Annotated in this window: 15 protein-coding genes; 14 read left to right on the top strand and 1 reads right to left on the bottom strand. The window is 68.6% G+C overall.

Going from position 1 to position 18,599, the window contains the following annotated elements; all coding sequences use genetic code 11:
• Positions 1 to 4: 4 nt before the first annotated feature.
• From AC1Q5A_RS09880 to AC1Q5A_RS09945, 14 genes are all read left to right on the top strand, one after another.
• Entirely contained in the window at positions 5 to 1,081 is a 1,077-nt protein-coding gene (locus tag AC1Q5A_RS09880) for an acyl-CoA dehydrogenase family protein (protein WP_492700541.1), read from the top strand.
• A 9-nt stretch (positions 1,082 to 1,090) separates the two neighbouring features.
• The gene (locus AC1Q5A_RS09885) at positions 1,091 to 2,242 is read left to right on the top strand and encodes an acetyl-CoA C-acetyltransferase (protein ID WP_492700542.1); all 1,152 of its coding nucleotides are present in this window, start codon (positions 1,091 to 1,093) and stop codon (positions 2,240 to 2,242) included.
• 10 nt (positions 2,243 to 2,252) lie between these two features.
• The gene (locus AC1Q5A_RS09890) at positions 2,253 to 3,128 is read left to right on the top strand and encodes an SDR family oxidoreductase (RefSeq protein ID WP_492700543.1); all 876 of its coding nucleotides are present in this window, start codon (positions 2,253 to 2,255) and stop codon (positions 3,126 to 3,128) included.
• Positions 3,129 to 3,132: 4 nt separating this feature from the next.
• Positions 3,133 to 4,236, top strand: a complete 1,104-nt coding sequence (locus AC1Q5A_RS09895) for an acyl-CoA dehydrogenase family protein (RefSeq protein ID WP_492700544.1) — start codon at positions 3,133 to 3,135, stop codon at positions 4,234 to 4,236.
• On the top strand, positions 4,233 to 5,423 hold the full coding sequence (locus AC1Q5A_RS09900; RefSeq protein ID WP_492700545.1) for an acyl-CoA dehydrogenase family protein: 1,191 nt from the start codon (positions 4,233 to 4,235) through the stop codon (positions 5,421 to 5,423). Before AC1Q5A_RS09895 ends, AC1Q5A_RS09900 begins: the two co-directional genes overlap by 4 nt.
• A complete protein-coding gene (locus AC1Q5A_RS09905; protein WP_492700546.1) occupies positions 5,420 to 5,806 on the top strand; it encodes a nuclear transport factor 2 family protein in 387 nt (128 codons plus the stop codon). The genes AC1Q5A_RS09900 and AC1Q5A_RS09905 overlap by 4 nt, the downstream gene beginning before the upstream one ends.
• A gap of 5 nt (positions 5,807 to 5,811) precedes the next feature.
• Positions 5,812 to 6,603 (top strand): SDR family oxidoreductase, encoded by a 792-nt coding sequence (locus tag AC1Q5A_RS09910; protein ID WP_492700547.1) that lies wholly within the window; start codon positions 5,812 to 5,814, stop codon positions 6,601 to 6,603.
• 3 nt (positions 6,604 to 6,606) lie between these two features.
• Positions 6,607 to 7,071 (top strand): MaoC family dehydratase, encoded by a 465-nt coding sequence (locus AC1Q5A_RS09915; RefSeq protein WP_492700548.1) that lies wholly within the window; start codon positions 6,607 to 6,609, stop codon positions 7,069 to 7,071.
• Between the two features lie 10 nt (positions 7,072 to 7,081).
• Entirely contained in the window at positions 7,082 to 8,293 is a 1,212-nt protein-coding gene (locus AC1Q5A_RS09920) for an acetyl-CoA C-acyltransferase (protein ID WP_492700549.1), read from the top strand.
• 81 nt (positions 8,294 to 8,374) lie between these two features.
• The gene (locus AC1Q5A_RS09925; RefSeq protein ID WP_492700550.1) at positions 8,375 to 9,580 is read left to right on the top strand and encodes a helix-turn-helix transcriptional regulator; all 1,206 of its coding nucleotides are present in this window, start codon (positions 8,375 to 8,377) and stop codon (positions 9,578 to 9,580) included.
• A gap of 187 nt (positions 9,581 to 9,767) precedes the next feature.
• Complete coding sequence (locus tag AC1Q5A_RS09930; RefSeq protein ID WP_492700551.1) at positions 9,768 to 10,319, top strand: TonB-dependent receptor plug domain-containing protein; 552 nt, start codon at positions 9,768 to 9,770, stop codon at positions 10,317 to 10,319.
• The gene (locus AC1Q5A_RS09935; RefSeq protein WP_492700552.1) at positions 10,298 to 12,043 is read left to right on the top strand and encodes a TonB-dependent receptor; all 1,746 of its coding nucleotides are present in this window, start codon (positions 10,298 to 10,300) and stop codon (positions 12,041 to 12,043) included. The genes AC1Q5A_RS09930 and AC1Q5A_RS09935 overlap by 22 nt, the downstream gene beginning before the upstream one ends.
• A gap of 473 nt (positions 12,044 to 12,516) precedes the next feature.
• Positions 12,517 to 14,763, top strand: coding sequence for a TonB-dependent receptor (locus AC1Q5A_RS09940; RefSeq protein ID WP_492700553.1), 2,247 nt, complete (start codon positions 12,517 to 12,519; stop codon positions 14,761 to 14,763).
• 198 nt (positions 14,764 to 14,961) lie between these two features.
• Complete coding sequence (locus AC1Q5A_RS09945) at positions 14,962 to 17,190, top strand: TonB-dependent receptor (RefSeq protein ID WP_492700554.1); 2,229 nt, start codon at positions 14,962 to 14,964, stop codon at positions 17,188 to 17,190.
• A gap of 44 nt (positions 17,191 to 17,234) precedes the next feature.
• Here AC1Q5A_RS09945 and AC1Q5A_RS09950 read toward each other — a convergent pair whose 3' ends face one another.
• Positions 17,235 to 18,506 (bottom strand): lipase family protein, encoded by a 1,272-nt coding sequence (locus tag AC1Q5A_RS09950; protein WP_492700555.1) that lies wholly within the window; start codon positions 18,504 to 18,506, stop codon positions 17,235 to 17,237.
• Positions 18,507 to 18,599 lie beyond the last annotated feature (93 nt).

Genomic DNA, 18,599 nt, shown 5'->3' on the forward strand with positions numbered 1-18,599 from the left:
GAGCATGGATTTCACTTTCACCGAAGACCAGATTGCCTTCCGCGACGCGGTCAGCCGCTTCTTCATGACCGAGGCGCCGCCCGAGCAGTTGCGCGAGGTGTGGGAGACCGGCAGCGGCCGCTCGACCAGGCTGCGCCGCAAGATCGCCGAGCAGGGCCTCACTGGCCTGTCGGTACCCGAGGCCGACGGCGGACTGGGCCTGGGCGACATCGACTGGGCGCTGATGACCCAGGAGCTGGGCTATTACGCGATACCCGATTCGCTTGCCGACACCGCCTATCTCGCCTCGGGCCTGCTGGCCGGTCTGCCGGAAGGTCATGCGCTGCGCGCGCAATGGCTGCCGCGCGTGGTCGACGGCAGTTGCCGCATCGCGGTGGGGCATGCGGTCAACCCCTGGGTGGCCGATGCCCATCTGGCCGACCTGCTGCTGTTGCCGCACCGCACCGCAGCGGGCGACGAACTGCATGCGGTGACCCGCGACGCGGCGCAACTCGCGCCGCTGACCAGCATCGACGCCTCGCGCCGGCTGTCCGACGTGCAGTGGCAGCCGAAGGCGGAAACGCGCGTGCTCGACGCTGCGGCGGCGCAACCCTTGTGGGACGAGTTGCTGGATCGCGCCGCGCTCAACGTCGGCGGCCAGTTGATCGGCCTGGCCCAGCGCATGCTCGACCTGGCGGTGGACTACGCCGCGCAGCGCAAGCAGTTCGGCAAGCCGATCGGCAGCTTCCAGGCGATCAAGCATCATCTGGCCGACGTGGTGACGAGGATCGAGTTCGCCCGTCCCGTGCTGTATCGGGCGGCGGCGGCGGTCGCTGGGCGCGAACCAGGCCGCGCCGCGCGCGTCTCGCACGCCAAGCTCGCCTGCGCCGACGCCGCCTGGCTCGCCGCGCGCAAGGGCATCCAGGTGCATGGCGCGATGGGTTACACCTGGGAGGTGGACCTGCAGATGTTCATGAAGCGCGCCTGGGTGCTGGAGGCGGCCTGGGGTGACCGCGCGTTCCACCGCGCGCGCCTGGGCAGCCTGCTGCTCGACGCTGCCGCTGCGCCGCTGGGCGCGGGCGCCACCTTTGCGGCGGGCTGAGGAGGGAGCATGGCCGAGGCCTACATCATCGATGCGCTGCGCTCGCCCACCGGCAGGAAGAAGGGTTCGCTGGCCGCCGTGCACGGTGCCGACCTTGGCGCCCACGTGATCCGTGCCATCGTCGGACGCAACGCGATCCCCGCCGCCGACTACGACGACGTCATCTTCGGCTGCGTCGATACCGTCGGCGCGCTGGCCGGCGACATCGCGCGTACCGCGTGGCTGGCCGCCGGCATGCCGCTGCACGTGCCGGGCACCACGGTGGATCGGCAGTGCGGCAGTTCGCAGCAGGCGGTGCATTTCGCGGCGCAGGCGGTGATGAGCGGCACCCAGGACGTGGTGCTGGCCGGCGGCGTGCAGACCATGAGCAGCATCCCGATCGGCTCGGCGATGATCGCCGGCCAGCCGCTGGGCTTCACCACGCCGTTCGCCGAAAGCGCGGGTTGGCGCGCGCGCTTCGGCGACGCGCCGGTCAACCAGTTCTACGCCGCCCAGCGCATCGCCGACCATTGGGAAGTGAGTCGTGCGGACATGGAGATGTTCGCCAAGAGCAGCCATGACCGCGCGTTGCAGGCGATCGCCGCGGGGCGCTTCGAGCGCGAGGTGGTGCCGTTCGGCGGGTTCCGCATGGACGAGACGGCGCGGGTCACCACACTGGAGAAGATGGCGACGCTGGAGCCGGTCGACCCGCAGTATCCCAAGATCACCGCTGCGGTCTCCAGCTGCACCTGCGACGCGGCGGCGGCGGTGCTGGTGGCCTCGGAGGCTGCGGTCAAGCGCTACGGCCTCAAGCCGCGCGCACGCATCCATCACCTCAGCGTGTACGCGGACGACCCGATCTGGCACCTGACCGCGCCGATCCCGGCGACCGCCCATGCCTTGAAGAAGGCGGGCATGCGGCTGGCGGACATCGACCTGGTCGAGGTCAACGAGGCCTTCGCCTCGGTGGTGATGGCATGGCTGAAGGAGACCGGCTATCCGCACGAGCGCACCAACGTCAACGGCGGCGCGATCGCGCTCGGGCATCCGCTGGGCGCCACCGGCGCCAAGCTGATGACCACCCTGCTGCACGAGCTGGAACGGCGCGGCGGCCGCTACGGCCTGCAGACCATGTGCGAAGGCGGCGGCCAGGCCAACGTCACCATCATCGAACGGCTTTGAGGAGAGCGGCATGGGCATTTGCGACAGACGCACCGTCATCGTCACCGGCGCCGGCGGCGGACTGGGGCGCGCCTATGCGCTCGCGTTCGCGGCCGAAGGTGCGAACGTGGTGGTCAACGACATCCGCCGCGAGGCCGCCGAGGCGGTGGCCGCCGAAGTGACGGCGGCGGGCGGCAACGCACTGGCGAACGACGGCGACATCACCGGCCTGGCCGGGGCGCAGGCCATCGTGGATGCCGCGGTGGCCGCCTTCGGCGACGTGCAGGTGCTGGTCAACAACGCCGGCGTGCTGCGCGACCGCATGTTCCTTTCGCTGGGCGAGGAGGACTGGGACATCGTGATGCGCGTGCATCTGCGCGGGCATTTCTGCCTGGCCAACGTGCTGGGCCGGCGCTGGCGCGACCAGAAGAAGGCTGGCCAGGCGGTCGATGCGCGCATCATCAACACCAGCTCGGGCGCGGGCCTGCAGGGCTCGGTGGGGCAGAGCAATTATTCCGCCGCCAAGGCCGGCATCGCCGGCCTGACCCTGGTGCAGGCCGCCGAGCTGGCGCGCTACGGCATCACCGTGAACTGCCTCGCACCGGCGGCGCGTACCTCGATGACCGAGAGCGCGATGCCCGACATGGTGAAGAAGCCCGAGTCCGGTTTCGATGCCTGGGATCCGCTCAACGTCGCCAGCATCGTGGTGTGGCTGGGCAGCACGCAGTCGGCCCAGGTCACCGGCCGCTGCTTCGAGGCGAAGGGCGGCGAGTTGTCGGTGGCCGACGGCTGGCGCACCGGCAAGATCGTCGACAAGGGCGCGCGCTGGGTGCCGGCCGAGCTGGGGCCGGTAGTCGGGCGACTGCTCGCCGAGGCCGTGCCGCCGCAGAAGGTCTACGGCAGCTGACGCCATGGACCTGTTGCCGAGCGAAGAACAGCGGCTGATCGCCGAGGCGGCGGCGGATTTCCTCGCCGGGGCCTGCGACTCGCGCGCGATGCGCGCCGCCGCCGACAGCGCAGACGGCTTCGACCGCGGCCTGTGGCAAGCCATCGTCGAACAGGGCTGGTGCGGCGTGCAGGCGTCCGAACAGGAAGGCGGCCTGGGCCTGGGCAACGTGGAACTGGCGCTGCTCCAGGAACAGCTGGGGCGGCGCCTCGCCTGCGTGCCGTATTTCGACAGCGTGGCGCTCGCTGCCGGCCTGCTGCGCGGCATCGGCGCGGCGGGGGCCTCGCTGCTGGCCGCCGTGGTCGGCGGCGAGCGCGTCGTCGCGACGGCGCTCGATGCGGGCTGCGGCAAGGCGTCACCGGAGTCCGCCGGTGGCTGGCGGCTGGATGGTGTCTGGCCACAGGTGGGTTCCGCCGCATGGGCCGACGATGTGCTGCTGTGTGCACGCGATCCCGCTGGCGCGCCGATGTTGCTGGCGGTGTCGACGGCGAAGCTTTCGGTCCGCCCGCTGCGCACCATCGACGCCACCCGACGCAGCGCCGACGTGCAGGCCGAGGACGTGGGCTTGCCGGCGACGGCCTGCCTGCTGCGCGGCGTCGCGCTGGACAAGGCATTGCGACGCGCGACCGACCTGGGCGCCATCGCGCTGGCCGCCGAGCAGCTCGGCGTGGCGCAGCAATGCCTGGAGCTCACGCTGGCCTTTGTCGCCCAGCGGGTGCAGTTCGGCCGCAGCATCGCGCATTTCCAGGCGGTCAAGCACCGCTGTGCGCAGATGCTGGTGCTGATCGAGGCGGCGCGTTCGGCGAGCTGCGGTGCGGCCGCGATGGCCGACGCCGGTCCCGACGACGCCACGCTGGCCTTCCATGCCGCGCAGGCCTTGTGCACGGCCACCGAGGCCGCGCAGTACTGCGCGCAGGAGGCGATCCAGCTGCACGGCGGCGTGGGCTATACCGCCGAATACGATCCGCAGCTCTACTTCAAGCGTGCCCAGGCCAACAGCGTGCGGCTGGGTGCTCCTTCGGCATGGCGCGAGCGCGTGGCCGCGCAACTGCTGGACGGTGCCGCATGAATCTGCTCGAAAACCCCGCCGAGACGGCGTTCCGGGCCGAAGTGCAGGCATGGATGCGCGCGCATCTGCGCGGCGACTTCGAAGCCTTGCGCGGTTGCCATGGTCCCGGCGTGCCCGGCTTCGACGTCGCGCTGGCCAAGCGCTGGGAGCAGGAACTGGCCGCGGCGGGCTGGGTCGGCATCGGCTGGCCGCAGGCGGCGGGCGGCGCGGCGCTGCCGCTGGGACAGCAGCTCATCTTCCACGAGGAGTATGTGCGTGGCGGCGGGCCCGGCCGGCTGGGCCATATCGGCGAACAACTGCTCGCCCCGACCTTGATCGACTACGGCACGCCGGACCAGCAGGCGCGCTTCCTGCCCGGCATCCGTGCCGGCACCGAATACTGGGCGCAGGGTTATTCCGAACCCGGCGCCGGATCGGATCTCGCCAATGTGCGCACGCGCGCGCGGCGCGACGCGGCCAGCGGCGAGTGGGTGATCGACGGCCAGAAGGTGTGGACTTCGTGGGCGCAGGAGGCCGACTGGATCTTCGTGCTCGCGCGCAGCGAGGAAGGCTCGGAGCGGCATCGCGGCCTCACCTTGTTGCTGGTGCCGCTGCACCAGTCGGGCGTCGCGATCCGGCCGATCCGGCAGATGACCGGCAGCGCCGAGTTCAACGAGGTGTTCTTCGACGGCGCGCGGACCGAGGGTTCGCTGCATCTGGGCGAACCGGGGCAGGGCTGGCAGGTGGCGATGGCGCTCCTGGGCTACGAGCGTGGCGTCTCCACGCTGGGCCAGCAGGCGCATTTCCGCCATGAACTGGAGCTGGTAATCGCCGCGGCCCGCACCAACGGCGCGGCGCGCGATCCGCTGCTGCGCCAGCGTATCGCGGAGGCGGCGCTGGGGCTGGCGACGCTGCGCTTCCACGCGCTGCGTGTGCTGGGCGCCGCGGTCGGCACGATGCCGCGCGAGGCGTATACCGCCAAGTATGCGTGGTCGAACTGGCGGCGCGAGCTGGGCCGGCTCGCGCTGGACGTGCTGGGCGCGGCGGGCGACGTGGTCGACGACGGCGATGCCGCACGCAGCCGCCTGCAACAACTCTGGCTCTCCAGCCGCGCCGACACCATCTATGCCGGGACCAACGAGATCCAGCTCAACCTGATCGCCGAGCGTGCACTGGGCATGCCGCGCGAAGTCCGGGCGGCGCGATGAAATCCGACGACGCGCAGCACATGGTGGAGGTAGTGCATGCCTACGTGCGAGCCCTCAACACGGGCGACCTCGAAGCCATCGTGGCACTGTACGCCAGGGATGCCGTGGTGGAGGACCCGATCGGCTCGCCGCCCAAGCGCGGGCGTGCGGCGATCCGCGCGTTCTACGCCGTCAGCACCTCGATGGCACTGGCGGTGGCGCTGGAGGGCGAGATCCGCGTCGCCACGCGCGAATGCGCCTTCGCCTTCCGCGTGGACTTCGTGCACGAAGGCCGGCCCGTCTCGATCCGCCCGATCGACGTGTTCGACTTCGACGCGGCCGGGCGCATTGCGCACATGCGCGCCTACTTCGGCGCGCCCAACATCCATCCTTCCAGCGAGTAGCCGACATGGCGCATTTCCCCGCCCCCGATTACGTTCCCGCCCACGGCCTGCTCAAGGGCAAGTCGGTGCTGGTCACCGCCGCGGCCGGCGCCGGCATCGGCTACGCCGCAGCGAAACGCGCCGCCGAGGAAGGCGCACGCGCGCTGCTGGTCAGCGACGTGCACGAACGCCGCCTGTACGAGGCGGTGGAGGCGCTCAAGCGCGACACCGGCTTGCAGGCGGTGCACGGCCAGCTCTGCGACGTCAGCCGGCAGGACCAGGTGGACGCGATGTTCGCGGTGGCCGCCGACCGCCTCGGCGCGCTCGACGTGGTGATCAACAACGCTGGCCTGGGTACCTCGCAGCGGCTGGTCGACATGCCCGACGAGGAATGGCACAAGGTGATCGACATCACCCTGACCGGCACCTTCCGCATGACGCGCGCGGCGCTGCGCGCGATGCGGGGGCAGGGGCGCGGCGTGATCGTCAACAACGCCTCGGTGCTGGGCTGGCGCGCACAGGAGGAACAGGCGCACTACGCGGCGGCCAAGGCCGGCGTGATGGCGCTGACCCGCTGTGCGGCGCTGGAGGCCGCCGAGTTCGGCGTGCGCGTCAATGCGGTGGCGCCGTCGATCGCGATCCACGCCTTCCTGAAGAAGTCGGCCAGCGAGGAACTGCTGGCGCAGCTTGCCTCGAAGGAGGCGTTCGGCCGTGGCGCCGAACCCTGGGAGGTGGCCAACGTGATGATCTTCCTCGCCAGCGACTATTCCAGCTACATGACCGGCGAAGTGGTCTCGGTCAGTTCGCAGCGGGCCTGAACCATGGCGACGACCTTCGATTCTGTCGCCGCGGTGCTGGCCGCCGTCGGCAGCGAGCTGGGCACCACCGACTGGGTGGTGCTCGACCAGCATCGCATCGACCTCTTCGCGGAGGCCACCGACGACCTTCAGTGGATCCATGTCGATCCCGTGCGCGCGGCGCAGGGGCCGTTCGGCGCTTGCGTCGCGCACGGCTACCTCACCCTGGGCCTGGCCAACCGCTTCCTGCCGGAACTGGTGGCGTACCGCGGGCTGAAGATGGGCGTGAATTACGGCTGCGACAGGGTGCGCTTCCCGGCACCGGTGCGAGCCGGCGCGCGCGTGCGCGGCCGCGGCCAAGTGCTGGCGGCGGAAGCGCTGAAGGATGGCGGCGTGCAGGCCACCGTGCGCCTCGCCGTCGAGATCGAGGGTTCCGACAAGCCGGGCTGCGTGGTCGACACGATCAGCCGGCTCTATTTCGAGGCATGAGGGCGCAGCCATGAGCAACAGCAACGATGCGGTGATCGTCTCCACCGCGCGCACCCCGATCGGCAAGGCCTACCGTGGCGCGTTCAACGACACCGAGGCACCGGTGCTGGGCGGCCACGTGATCCGCGCCGCGCTGGCGAAGGCCGGCGTGGACGGCGCCGAGGTCGACGACGTGATCCTTGGCATCGCCGCGCAGCAGGGCACCCAGGGCTACAACCTGGGCCGGTTGTGCACCTATACCGCCGGGTTGCCGGAGAGCGTGGGCGGCATGACCATCGACCGCATGTGCGCCTCGGGCCTGGTCAGCATCGCCGCCGCCGCCAAGGCGATCATGCTGGGCGAATACCGCGTAGCCGTGGCTGGCGGGCTGGAGTCGATCTCGCTGGTGCAGAACAAGCACAAGAACAGCTACCGCGCGCAGTCGCAGGCGGTGCTGGCGGCGGCACCCACGGCGTACATCCAGATGATCGAGACGGCCGAAATCGTCAGCCGCCGCTACGGCATCGACCGCGCCGCGCAGGACGAATACTCGCTGCAGAGCCAGCAGCGCACGGCGGCGGCGCAGCGGGCCGGGCGCTTCGCCGACGAGATCGTGCCGTTGGCCACGGTCAAGCAGCTCTTCGACAAGGAAGGCAACGTCACCGGCACGCAGGCAGTCACGCTGGAGCACGACGAGGGCAACCGGCCCGATACCACGCTGGAGAGCCTCGCCGCGCTGAAGCCGGTATGGAAGAACGGGCAATGGGTGGCACAGGGCGAGTTCGTCACCGCGGGCAACGCCTCGCAGCTTTCCGACGGCGCTTCCGCGGCGGTGCTGATGAGCCGCGGCGAGGCGCAGCGTCGCGGCCTCGCGCCGCTGGGCACGTATCGCGGCCTCGCAGTGGCTGGCTGCGCCGCCGACGAGATGGGCATCGGCCCGGTGTTCGCGATACCGAAATTGCTGCAGCGCCACAGACTGGACGTCGCCGACATCGGCCTGTGGGAGATCAACGAGGCCTTCGCCTGCCAGGTGCTCTACTGCCGCGAGCAGTTGGGCATCCCGGACGACAGGCTCAACGTCGACGGCGGCGCGATCTCGATCGGCCATCCCTTCGGCATGTCGGGCGCGCGCCTGGCCGGCCATGCGCTGATCGAAGGGCGGCGGCGTGGCGTGCGGTACGCGGTGGTCAGCATGTGCATCGGCGGCGGCATGGGCGCGGCGGGCTTGTTCGAACTCGACTGATGGGGTGCCGATTGGCGCTTGCCGGAAATTCCCGTTCTGGCATGCTCGGGAGCATCCGCGGCGGTTAGACTCAGGTTCGCCATGAAAAACATGCACGCCCCGGAACCACCCGCGCCCGATCGCGAGACCCTTGCCGCCGCGCTCGCCGGGCCGAGCGGTGCGCTGACGGTCGAGCGTTTCAGCCAGCTGGTGCAGGTGGTCTACGAGGCGGCGCTCGATCCCACCTTGTGGACGGCGGGCCTGGAGGCGATCCGCCGCGAGCTGGCGGCCAACTTCGTTTCGCTGATCGTGCGCCACGCCTCCGAGGGCGACCCGGGCCTGATCGTCTCGGTGGCCAGCGACCATGGCCCGCTCGATCCGAACAATCCGCTGGGTTCGGTCAGTCCCTTCAGCGACCTGCCGCCGGGCCAGCTCGTCACCAACACCGACGTGCTTTCGCTCGCCGAATGGCGCGCCAACAGCTACTACCAGCAATGGTGCGCGCCGCACGACGTGTTCCATGTGATGGCGGCCAACCTCGCCACGCGCGCCGGCAGCATCTACGGCTTCCGCGTGACCCGGCCCGAATCGGCGCCGGCGTTCTCGGCCACGGACATCGAAACGGGGCAACGCCTGTTGCCGCATCTGCGCCAGGCGCTGGACGCCTATCTCTCGGTCAACCGCGACCGTCAGCTCACCAGCCTGTACGGCCGCGCGATGGCGCAGTTGATGGTCGGCGCCATCGTACTGGACGAGCGCGGCAAGGTGGTCGAATGCAATGCGGCGGCCAGCGCGATCCTCGACCTGCACGATGGCCTGCGCATCGTGGGCGGCCAGCTCGAGGCCACCTACGCCAACGACAACCGCAAGCTGCAGCAACTGGTGCGCAACGCGATGGCGCGCTCGCATGCCGCGCTCACCGAATTGACCGAGGCGATGTCGGTCAACCGGCCCTCGGGACAGCTCAGCTGGGGCCTGGTGGTGCAGCCGGTATCGCCCGATGAGTGGACCGAAGGCAAGCACCGCCCCAGCGTGGCCGTGTTCGTGCGCGACATCGAGGGCAAGGCGCATCCGCCGATGCGGCTGGCGCAGCAACTGTTCCAGCTCACGCCGGCGGAAACCGCGCTGGCGATCCAGCTCGCCAACGGGCTTTCGCTGGAAGAGGCGGCCGAGTCGCTGAACATCCGCCGCAACACCGCCCGCGCGCATCTGCGTTCGATCTTCTCGAAGACCGGCGTGCGCCGGCAGACCGAGCTGGTGCGCATGTTCCTCAACAGCGTCGCCTGGTTGGGCGCGGACATCGGATAGAACTGCCGCCGTGGTGGCGCGGGCGCGGCACCACGGGCCGCTGCCGGGTCGTGCGTGACTAATCCTTTCGGACGATTTGGGCCATGGCGGCGTGACGCATGCTGCGAGCATGCCTGCCGGAGTGTGCGGGCCATCCAGCCGAGGTCACGGTGCTGCAGGACGCCGACGGTGACCGGGGAACCCATCGATGAGCCAGCATTTCCGTTCCGGATTGCGTATGTGCCTGCTTGCCGCCGCCATCGGTCAGGCACTTGTGGCCTTGCCGGCTGTGGCCCTGGATGCCGCTGGCGACGCGGCCGTGCCGTCGGCAGCCACACAGCAGGCCGACGCCGAGCCGCCCGCCAAGAAAACCGTGGTGCTGAAAGAAGTGGTGGTGACGGCACAGCGTCGCACCCAGAAGCTAGAAGACGTGCCGGTATCCGTCACGGCCATCGACCAGTCCCAGCTCGAGGCGCGCGGCATCAACAACCTGTCCGACCTCAGCGCGGCAGCGCCGAACCTCACCATCGTGAGCGAACCGGGCAGCGCCACGTCCTCGATGGTCTCCATCCGCGGCTCGGTGCAGGTCAATCCCGCGCTCTACTGGGATACGCCGGTGGGCATGTACGTCGATGGCGTCTACATGGGCAAGACCGCGGGCAACGTGTTCGACCTGCTCAACCTCGAGCGCGTCGAGGTGCTGCGCGGCCCTCAGGCACCCTGTTCGGGCGCAACACCATGGCCGGCGCGGTCAACCTGATCACGGCGCGGCCCAGCGGCGTGTTCACCGGCGACGCCTCGGTGAGCATTGGCAACTACGGCGCCAGGGTGGCCAAGGCGGTGCTGGACCTGCCGGCCTTCGGCAAGCTCAAGGCCACGGTGGGGGCGCGCGTGGAACGTCGCGACGGCTGGATCAAGACCACGCCAGGGAGTTCCGAGCCGCGGCTGAACAACCGCCACAACAGCGAGACCTACCTGGGTCTGGAATACGACGCCACCGACGACCTCACCCTCAATTACCGGTTCGACCACACCAACGTCAAGCAGACCTCGCTGTTCTTCCAGCCGGTGCATTCGGAGGTCGAGCAGATCTTCGGCATACCCGGCATCCAGGTCTACGGCAATGGCCGCCAGACCTCCGGCGTCAGCGTCGATTCGCCGATGCGCGAACAGATGAACGTCAACGGTCATTCGTTGACGGTCAACTGGAAGCTCGGCGATGTCGGCACGCTGAAATACATCGGCGCCTATCGTCAGATGCATTGGCACGATGCGCTTGACCTCGATGGCTCGCCGATCCTGTTCGCGCAGACCGAGAACAATTCGCGCTACCACCAGGTCTCGCACGAGCTGCAGTATCTCGGCAGCGTGGGGCGCTGGGACTGGGTGGCCGGCCTGTACTACTTCAAGGACAGCGGCTTTTCCAACAACCCGCAAACCTATTTCTTCGGCCAGGCGGACTACAACGAGAACTACGGCTACGGCACGCGCTCGCGCGCGGCGTATGGCCAGGTGGACTACAAGCTGACGGACCGTCTCACGCTCACCGCCGGCATCCGCCGTACCGAGGAACAGAAACGCACCAGCCGCTTCGAGGAACTTGCCAACTACGGCCTGGTGCTGGTTCCCGCCGGCACGGCGGCACGGGCGAGCTTCGGAGCGACCACGCCGGCGCTCAGCCTCAGCTACAAGCTTGCGGCCGACAGCATGGTCTACGCGCGCTACGCGAAGGGTTTCATGAGCGGCGGCTTCAACGGCGAGGCGCAGAACGTCCAGGACGCGATCACGCCTTACAGGCCGCAGACGCAGAACAGCTTCGAGCTCGGCACCAAGAACACCCTGTGGGGTGGCCGGGCCACGCTGAATGCGGACGTGTTCTACAACCGCGTCAACAACCTGCAACAGGTGGTGTTCACCGCGCAGGGTTCGTCCGGCTCCACCGTGCTCAACGTGGGTCGCTCGCACAGCGAAGGCTTCGAGCTCGAGGCACGCGTCCGCGCGACCGATGACCTGACGCTCGGCCTGAACTACGGCTACATCCACTCCAAGTTCGACAAGTTCATGCAGCTCGGCGTGAACGTGGCGAACAACCGCTCCGTGCAGTTCGTGCCCCGCAATACGGTCGCCTTCACGCTGGACGACACCTTGCTGCACACCTCCTACGGCACGTGGCGCGTGAGCCTGGACTACCGCTTCACCAGTCCGTTCTACATGTATGTTTACCCGCTGACGCCGGTGAACCCGCCGACGCAGCTGGCCGCCAACACCCGCATCAAGAGCTACGGCGTCCTCAACGCGCGCCTGGCGCTGGGGGATATCAATCTCGGCGCCGCCACGGGCGAGGTTGCTTTGTGGGCCAAGAACGTGACCGACAAGGAGCATATCGACAATCTCATCGATTTCGGTCCGGGCTTCGGCAACCTCAGGCTCGCCAATTACAATGATCCGCGCACCTTCGGCATCAGCTTCGACGTGAAGTGGTGAGGATGCGCTAGCGTCCCCCCCAGTCACCGGCCCGCCGCACCGGCAATGCAGCGGGCGCGGCCGGCCGTCGATCCGGTGCGCCGCGCCGGGATGCCGGCCGATTTCGCCGGGCACGACTACTCCGGTCGCCGGTCCTCGATGGACCCCGATGGGACGTGCGCACGCCCGCGATCCGGGCTGCAGACGCGCACGGCGTCGGGGGCGGGCGGCCCGGTTTGCAGTCGATTCGCGACAGTTGTCTGGACGTCCATTTATCCGGCACCTTTCCGCAGGCGCGTGGGTCGGGCCTGCGTTTCGGCCGCGGCCGGCGCGGATGTTTCCATAGTCCTCTTGGACGATTTTCTTCGCGGCATTTCGTCGCAGTCTGTACACACGTCTGCTGCGAGCAGGCGGTCGAAACAACATGCCGCGCAGCGCGCGATGCCGATGCCACCTTGGGGGATTGCCAGATGACGAGTTTCCACACTTCACACATGCGCAGATGCCTGTTGGCCGCCGCCGTGGCCCAGGCGCTGATCGTTGTTCCCGTCGCGGCCCGGACGGCGCAGGACGGTCAGGCCGCAGCCGACGGCCAGGCCGCGCCCGAGCAGGGCAAGCCGGGCAGCAAGAAGCCCGTAGCACTGAAGGAAGTGGTGGTCACCGCGCAGCGCCGCAGCCAGAACCTGCAGGAAGTGCCGATTTCGGTGTCGGCGATCGACACCGCCGACCTTCACGCACGCGGTATCACCAACGTCGCCGACCTCAAGGCGGCGGCGCCCAGCCTCGTGGTGATGAGCGGCACCGGCGGCAACCCGACCACGGCGCAGATCGCGATCCGCGGATCGTACGCCGGCAATCCCGCGATGTACTGGGATTCTCCGGTCGGCGTGTACTTGAACGGTGTCTACATCGGCAAGGCGCAGGGTTCGGTGTTCAATTTGCCGGATCTCGAACGCGTCGAGGTCCTGCGCGGCCCGCAGGGCACCTTGTACGGACGCAACACGATGGGCGGCGCGGTGAACCTGGTGACCCAGACCCCGAGCGGCGAGTGGGGCGGCACGGCTTCGGTGGGCTTCGGCAAGTACAACGACAAGCTGGGCCTCGTGGTGCTGGACCTGCCGGCGATGGGCAAGCTCAAGGTCTCGCTGGGCGGGCGCGTCGAGAAGAACGACGGTTGGGTGCGCAATGTCGGCAAGAGTCCGGTCTCGCACCTGGGCAGCCTGGACGACAAGGACGCGTTCGTGGCCATGCGCCTGGACGCCACCGACAGCCTTAGCTTCGACTACCGCTTCGATTATTCGAAGGCCAACGATACGCCGTTCTTCAACCAGGCCATCCATTCCGACGTGGGCACCGTGTTCCACATCCCGGGCATCATCGTCAATACCGACCGGCAGGACACGGCGAACATCGACTATCCGGTGTTCGAGAACATGAAGGTGCTGGGCAACACGCTCACCGCCGCCTGGAAGCTGGGCGACGCCGGCATGGTCAAGTACATCGGCGCCAACCGGAAGAAGCACTGGGACGACGGTCTCGACACCGATGGCTCGCCGATCCCGTTCGCGCAGAGCAATGCCCACACGCGCTACCACCAGACCTCGCACGAGCTGCAGTACCTGGGCAGCGTGGGGCGCTGGAACTGGGTGAGCGGCCTGTACTACTTCAGGGACAGCGGCTACAACAACAATCCTCAGAGTTACTTCCTCGGCAAGGCGAACTACAACTCCAGCTACGGTTTCGGCACCCGTTCGCGTGCGGCCTACGGCCAGGTCGACTACCAGCTGACCGACAAGCTGACCCTCACCGCAGGCCTGCGCCGCACGCTGGAGCGCAAGGACGTCTCGCGCTTCCTGAAGGTCGGCCAGTACACGCTGATCCCGACCGGCACCGCCGCCCAGGCCGGCTTTTCGGCGACCACGCCCACGCTCAACCTGGCGTACCAGTGGACGCCGAACCACATGCTGTACCTGCGCTACGCCAAGGGCTTCCTCAGCGGCGGCTTCAATGCCGAGGCGCAGGCCGCGGCCGAGGTGGTGCGGCCGTTCCTGCCGCAGACGGCGCAGACCTACGAGCTCGGCACCAAGAACGTGTTCCTCGACGGTCGCGCCAACCTCAATGCCGACGTGTTCTACAACCGCACCAGCAACCTGCAGAGCATCGTGTTCACGGCGCAGGGCGCGGCGGCGTCGAACGTGCGCAATGTCGGCCAGTCGCATACCGAGGGCCTGGAACTGGAAGCGAACTTCCGCCCGACCGACGATCTCCTGCTGCATGCGACCTACAGCTACATGCATGGCAAGTACGACCGCTTCATGCAGCTCGGCCGGAACATCGCCGACAACCAGTCGGTCTCCATGCTGCCCAGGCACATGGCGTCAATCGTCGCCACCGACACCTTCCTGCGTACCGCCAACGGCAGTCTGCGCGGCACGCTGGATTACCGCTTCACCGGCGGCTACTACCGCTACACCTACCAGTTGAAAATGGTCAACCCGGCACAGGCGGTCGCGGCGAACTCGTGGATCAAGGGTTACGGCACGGTCAACGGCCAGCTTGCCTTCGGCGGCATGGATTGGGGCCACGGCATCGACGGTGAGGTTTCGCTGTACGTGCACAACATCTTCAACGTGGCGCACATCGACAACATCATCGACTTCGGTCCCGCCTTCGGCAATCTGCGCGTCGCCAACTGGAACATGCCGCGGACTTTCGGCGTCAACGTCACTGCCCGCTGGTGACCGCTGCCCGGCGACCGCGCTACGCGGTTGCCGGGGACGGCCTGCCCGGGAAGGTGGTCCACCGGGTTCCGACTGGCGCTTCTTCGATCCACGCCGTCCGGCGCATGGCGCCGGGCGGGGAACGTTCAACCCTCTTCGTCCAACCCCTTGCGCGCCTGCCGTGAATCGCGGCGGGTGCCGTCACCCCGAGGCGTCGCTATGTCCCGTTCCCGTGTCCTGCCGCTACCTGCCTGCCTGCTCGCCGCCGCCGTGGCCCAAGCCTTGTCCGTCGCGCCCGCCGTGGCGCAGACCAAGGCCGGCGACGACCAGGCCAGGTCTGCCAAGCCGGTGGCCCTGAAGGAAGTGGTGGTGACGGCGCAGCGCCGCACCCAGAAGCTGCAGGACGTGCCGCTGTCGGTCACCGCGATCGACGAGGCCCAGCTCAATGCGCGCGGTATCGCCAACGTCGCCGACCTGAGCGCGGCCGCGCCGAACCTGCAGGTAAGCACCACGCCGGGTGATTCCACCGCGGCGCAGATTTCCATCCGCGGCATGGCCGGGATCAACCCGGCGCTGTTCTGGGACACGCCGGTCGCCATGTACGTCGACGGCGTCTACATCGGCAAGACCCAGGGCTCGGTGTTCGACCTGCTCGACCTGGAGCGTGTCGAGGTGCTGCGGGGGCCGCAGGGCACGTTGTTCGGGCGCAACACCATGGCCGGCGCGGTCAACCTGATCACGCGGCCGCCCGGCGGCCAGTTCAGCGGCACGGCGGAAATCGGACTGGGCAACTACGGCAGCAAGGTCGGCAAGCTGGTACTGGACCTGCCCGCGATCGGCAGACTCAAGGCCACGCTCGGTGGGCGCGTGGAGCGCCGCGACGGCTGGGTCGGCACCGCGCCCGGCAGCTCGGTGTCGCAACTGGGCAACCGGCGCAACCAGGAGGCCTTCGTCGCACTGGAGTACGACGCCACCGACAACCTCACGCTCAACTATCGCTACGACCGTACCCGGGTCAACCAGAATTCGCTGTTCAACCAGGCCATCCATTCCGACGTCGGGCAGTTGTTCGGCATCCCCGGTATCCCGGTCAACGGTAGCCGCCAGACCACGGCCAGCGTCGATGCGCCCTCCTTCGAGCGCATGAAGATCGACGGCAACGCGCTGACGGCGAACTGGAAGCTGGGCGATGCCGGCACGCTCAAATACATCGGCGCGCATCGCGAGATGCACTGGGATGACGGGCTCGACCTCGACGGTTCGCCGGTGGCGCTGGCGCAGACGCAGCGCCTGTCCCGCTATCGGCAGACCTCGCATGAGCTGCAGTACCTGGGCAGCGCCGGCGCATGGAACTGGGTGGCGGGCCTGTATTCGTTCGAGGACACGGGCTACACCGCCAATCCGCAGAGTTTCTTCCTGGGCGCGGTGGACTACGACTCGGACTACGGCTTTGGCACCCGGGCCCGCGCGGCCTACGGCCAGATCGACTACCAGCTGACGGACCGCCTGACGCTCACCGCGGGCGTGCGCCGCACCACCGAGACCAAGCGCATCAGCCGCTTCCTCCTGGGGCCCGGCGTGGACATCCCGGCCGGCACGGGGGCGCATGCCACCTTTGGCGACACCACACCGATGGTGAACCTGGCCTACAAGCTCGGCGCCGACAGCATGGTCTACGCGCGCTATGCGGAGGGCTACCTGAGCGGCGGCTTCAACGGCGAGGCGCAGAGCGCCGTCGCCGCCACCACGAAGTTCCTGCCCGAGACCCAGAAGACCTTCGAGGTAGGCAGCAAGAACACCCTGCTGGGGGGGCGTGCCAGCCTCAACGCGGCGGTGTTCTACAACCGCATCGACAACCTTCAGGAGTCGGTGTTCACGGCGCAGGGCTCGGCGGGCTCCAGCATCCTCAACGTGGGTCGCGCCCATACCGCAGGCTTCGAGCTGGAGGCGCAACTGCGTCCCACCGAGGACCTCACCCTGCGCCTGAACTATGGTTACCTGCACACCAAGTACGACAAGTTCATGGAGCTGGGCGTCAACGTGGCCGACAACCGCGCGGTGGTGCATGCGCCGCGCAACACGGTGAGCCTGGTAGTCGAGGACACGCTGTTGCGCACCGCCAACGGCGTGTTGCGCGGCACGCTGGACTACCGCTTCAGCAACGGCTTCTACTTGTATCCCTACCAGCTCCAGCCGGTCGATCCCATGCAGCAGCTTGCCCGCAACACGCATATCGGCAGCGCCGGCATGCTCAATGGCCGGCTGGCCTTCGGCGGCATGGACTGGGGCCATGGCATCGAGGGCGAAGTGGCGCTGTGGGCGAAGAACCTCGGCAATGTCGCCCGTCCCGGCAACATCATCGACTTCGGCCCCGGTTTCGCCAACCTGCGCGTGGCCAATTTCGACCAGCCGCGCACCTTCGGCGTCAGCGTCACCGCGCGCTGGTGAGGCTTCGCGCCGGGTGCGCGCGGCGCGCCCGGCGGCAGCATCGCTTACTGCGCCACTGGTGCACAGACCGGCGCGATCTGCTTGCCGGCCAGCAGGCGGCGCGCAAAGGGGATCGAATCCTTCAACGAGGCGTTGACCGTGGCGTTATGGTCCAGGCCCTTGTACAGATGCGCCTCGACCGTGCTGCCCGCCGCGCAGGCGTCGTGGGCCAGCATCAGCTGACTGGCGGTGGTGGCGTCCTGGTCCTGCGCGCCGATGCCCATGAACAAGGGCTGCGCGAGCTTGAGCGTGGGATACATGAAGGTCTTGGCGTAGCTGCCGATGAAGACCATCAGGTTGCCCTGCAAAGCGTTGGCGTCGCTGATCCCGGCACTGACCACGTCCGCCTCCATCTGCGCGATGCAGGCGCCGCGGGCTTCCTCCACCAGCGGCATCGCGCGCTCGGTGAAGACGCTGGAAAGGCCGGCGGGCGGTTGCGCCTGCGCCTGGGCGGCCAGCGCCAGGAAAGCGGTGTAGGCGAATTGCGGACGGACCTCATGCGGATCGTGGCTCGATGCGGCAGCCATCGCCTTGGGCGCGAGGTAGGGCGTACCGGTGCTGATGGTGCCGAGGATGTCCAGCTCGGTGGCGTACACCGGGGCAAACGCCGCGGAGGCAAATGCCGCGCCGGCGCCTTGCGACTGGCCGATGAGGATCACCTTGCGCGAAAGTTCGGGGAATTTCGCCTGTGCCGCGCGGATGCTGTCGAGCACGCTATAGGCTTCCACGCGCGCGTCCATATAGGGATGCGGGCCCGGCGTGCCCAGCCCCTGGTAATCGGTGGCGACCACCGCAAAGCCCTGCTTGAGCCACGCGTTGAGGTAACGCGCATCGCGGTAGGAGCGCACGTTCCACGAAGGTGCGCAGGCGTCGGCGATGCCTACCGTGCCGTGCGCCCAGGCCAGCAGCGGCCAGCCGCCCCTGGGGGGCTGGCCCGGCGGGAGAAACACGGCGCCCGACACCGCCACCAGGCCATGCCCGCTGACGCCGTCGGTGGAGCTGTACAGGATGCGGTATTGCTGGCCGGCGGCCGACAACTGCACTGCGGCTTCAAGCGGCTCCTCGCGCAGGATCTGCCCGGCGGCGCCATCCAGCGGCTTCGCCCAGGCGTAGAACGGCGAAACCCGCCCGTCCGTGGCCTGGGCGTCGCCTGAGCCCGCCAGTGCCGATGGCGGCACCAGCGTCGCTGCAAGCGTCGCGCAGGCACACAACGCGGCGACCAGGCTGGCACGGATTCGATGTTTGCAGGCGGCGGGATGGTGTGCGACAGGAGTCATGGTGCACCTCGGGTTGGCTGTTGCGGGAAGGAATGGAGCGTGATGCGCGGGCCTTCGCTGGCGCCCGCGCAGATCACCGGCCGTGGCGGACTC

Source organism: Rhodanobacter sp. GW835-FHT13D09 (genome assembly GCF_058793995.1).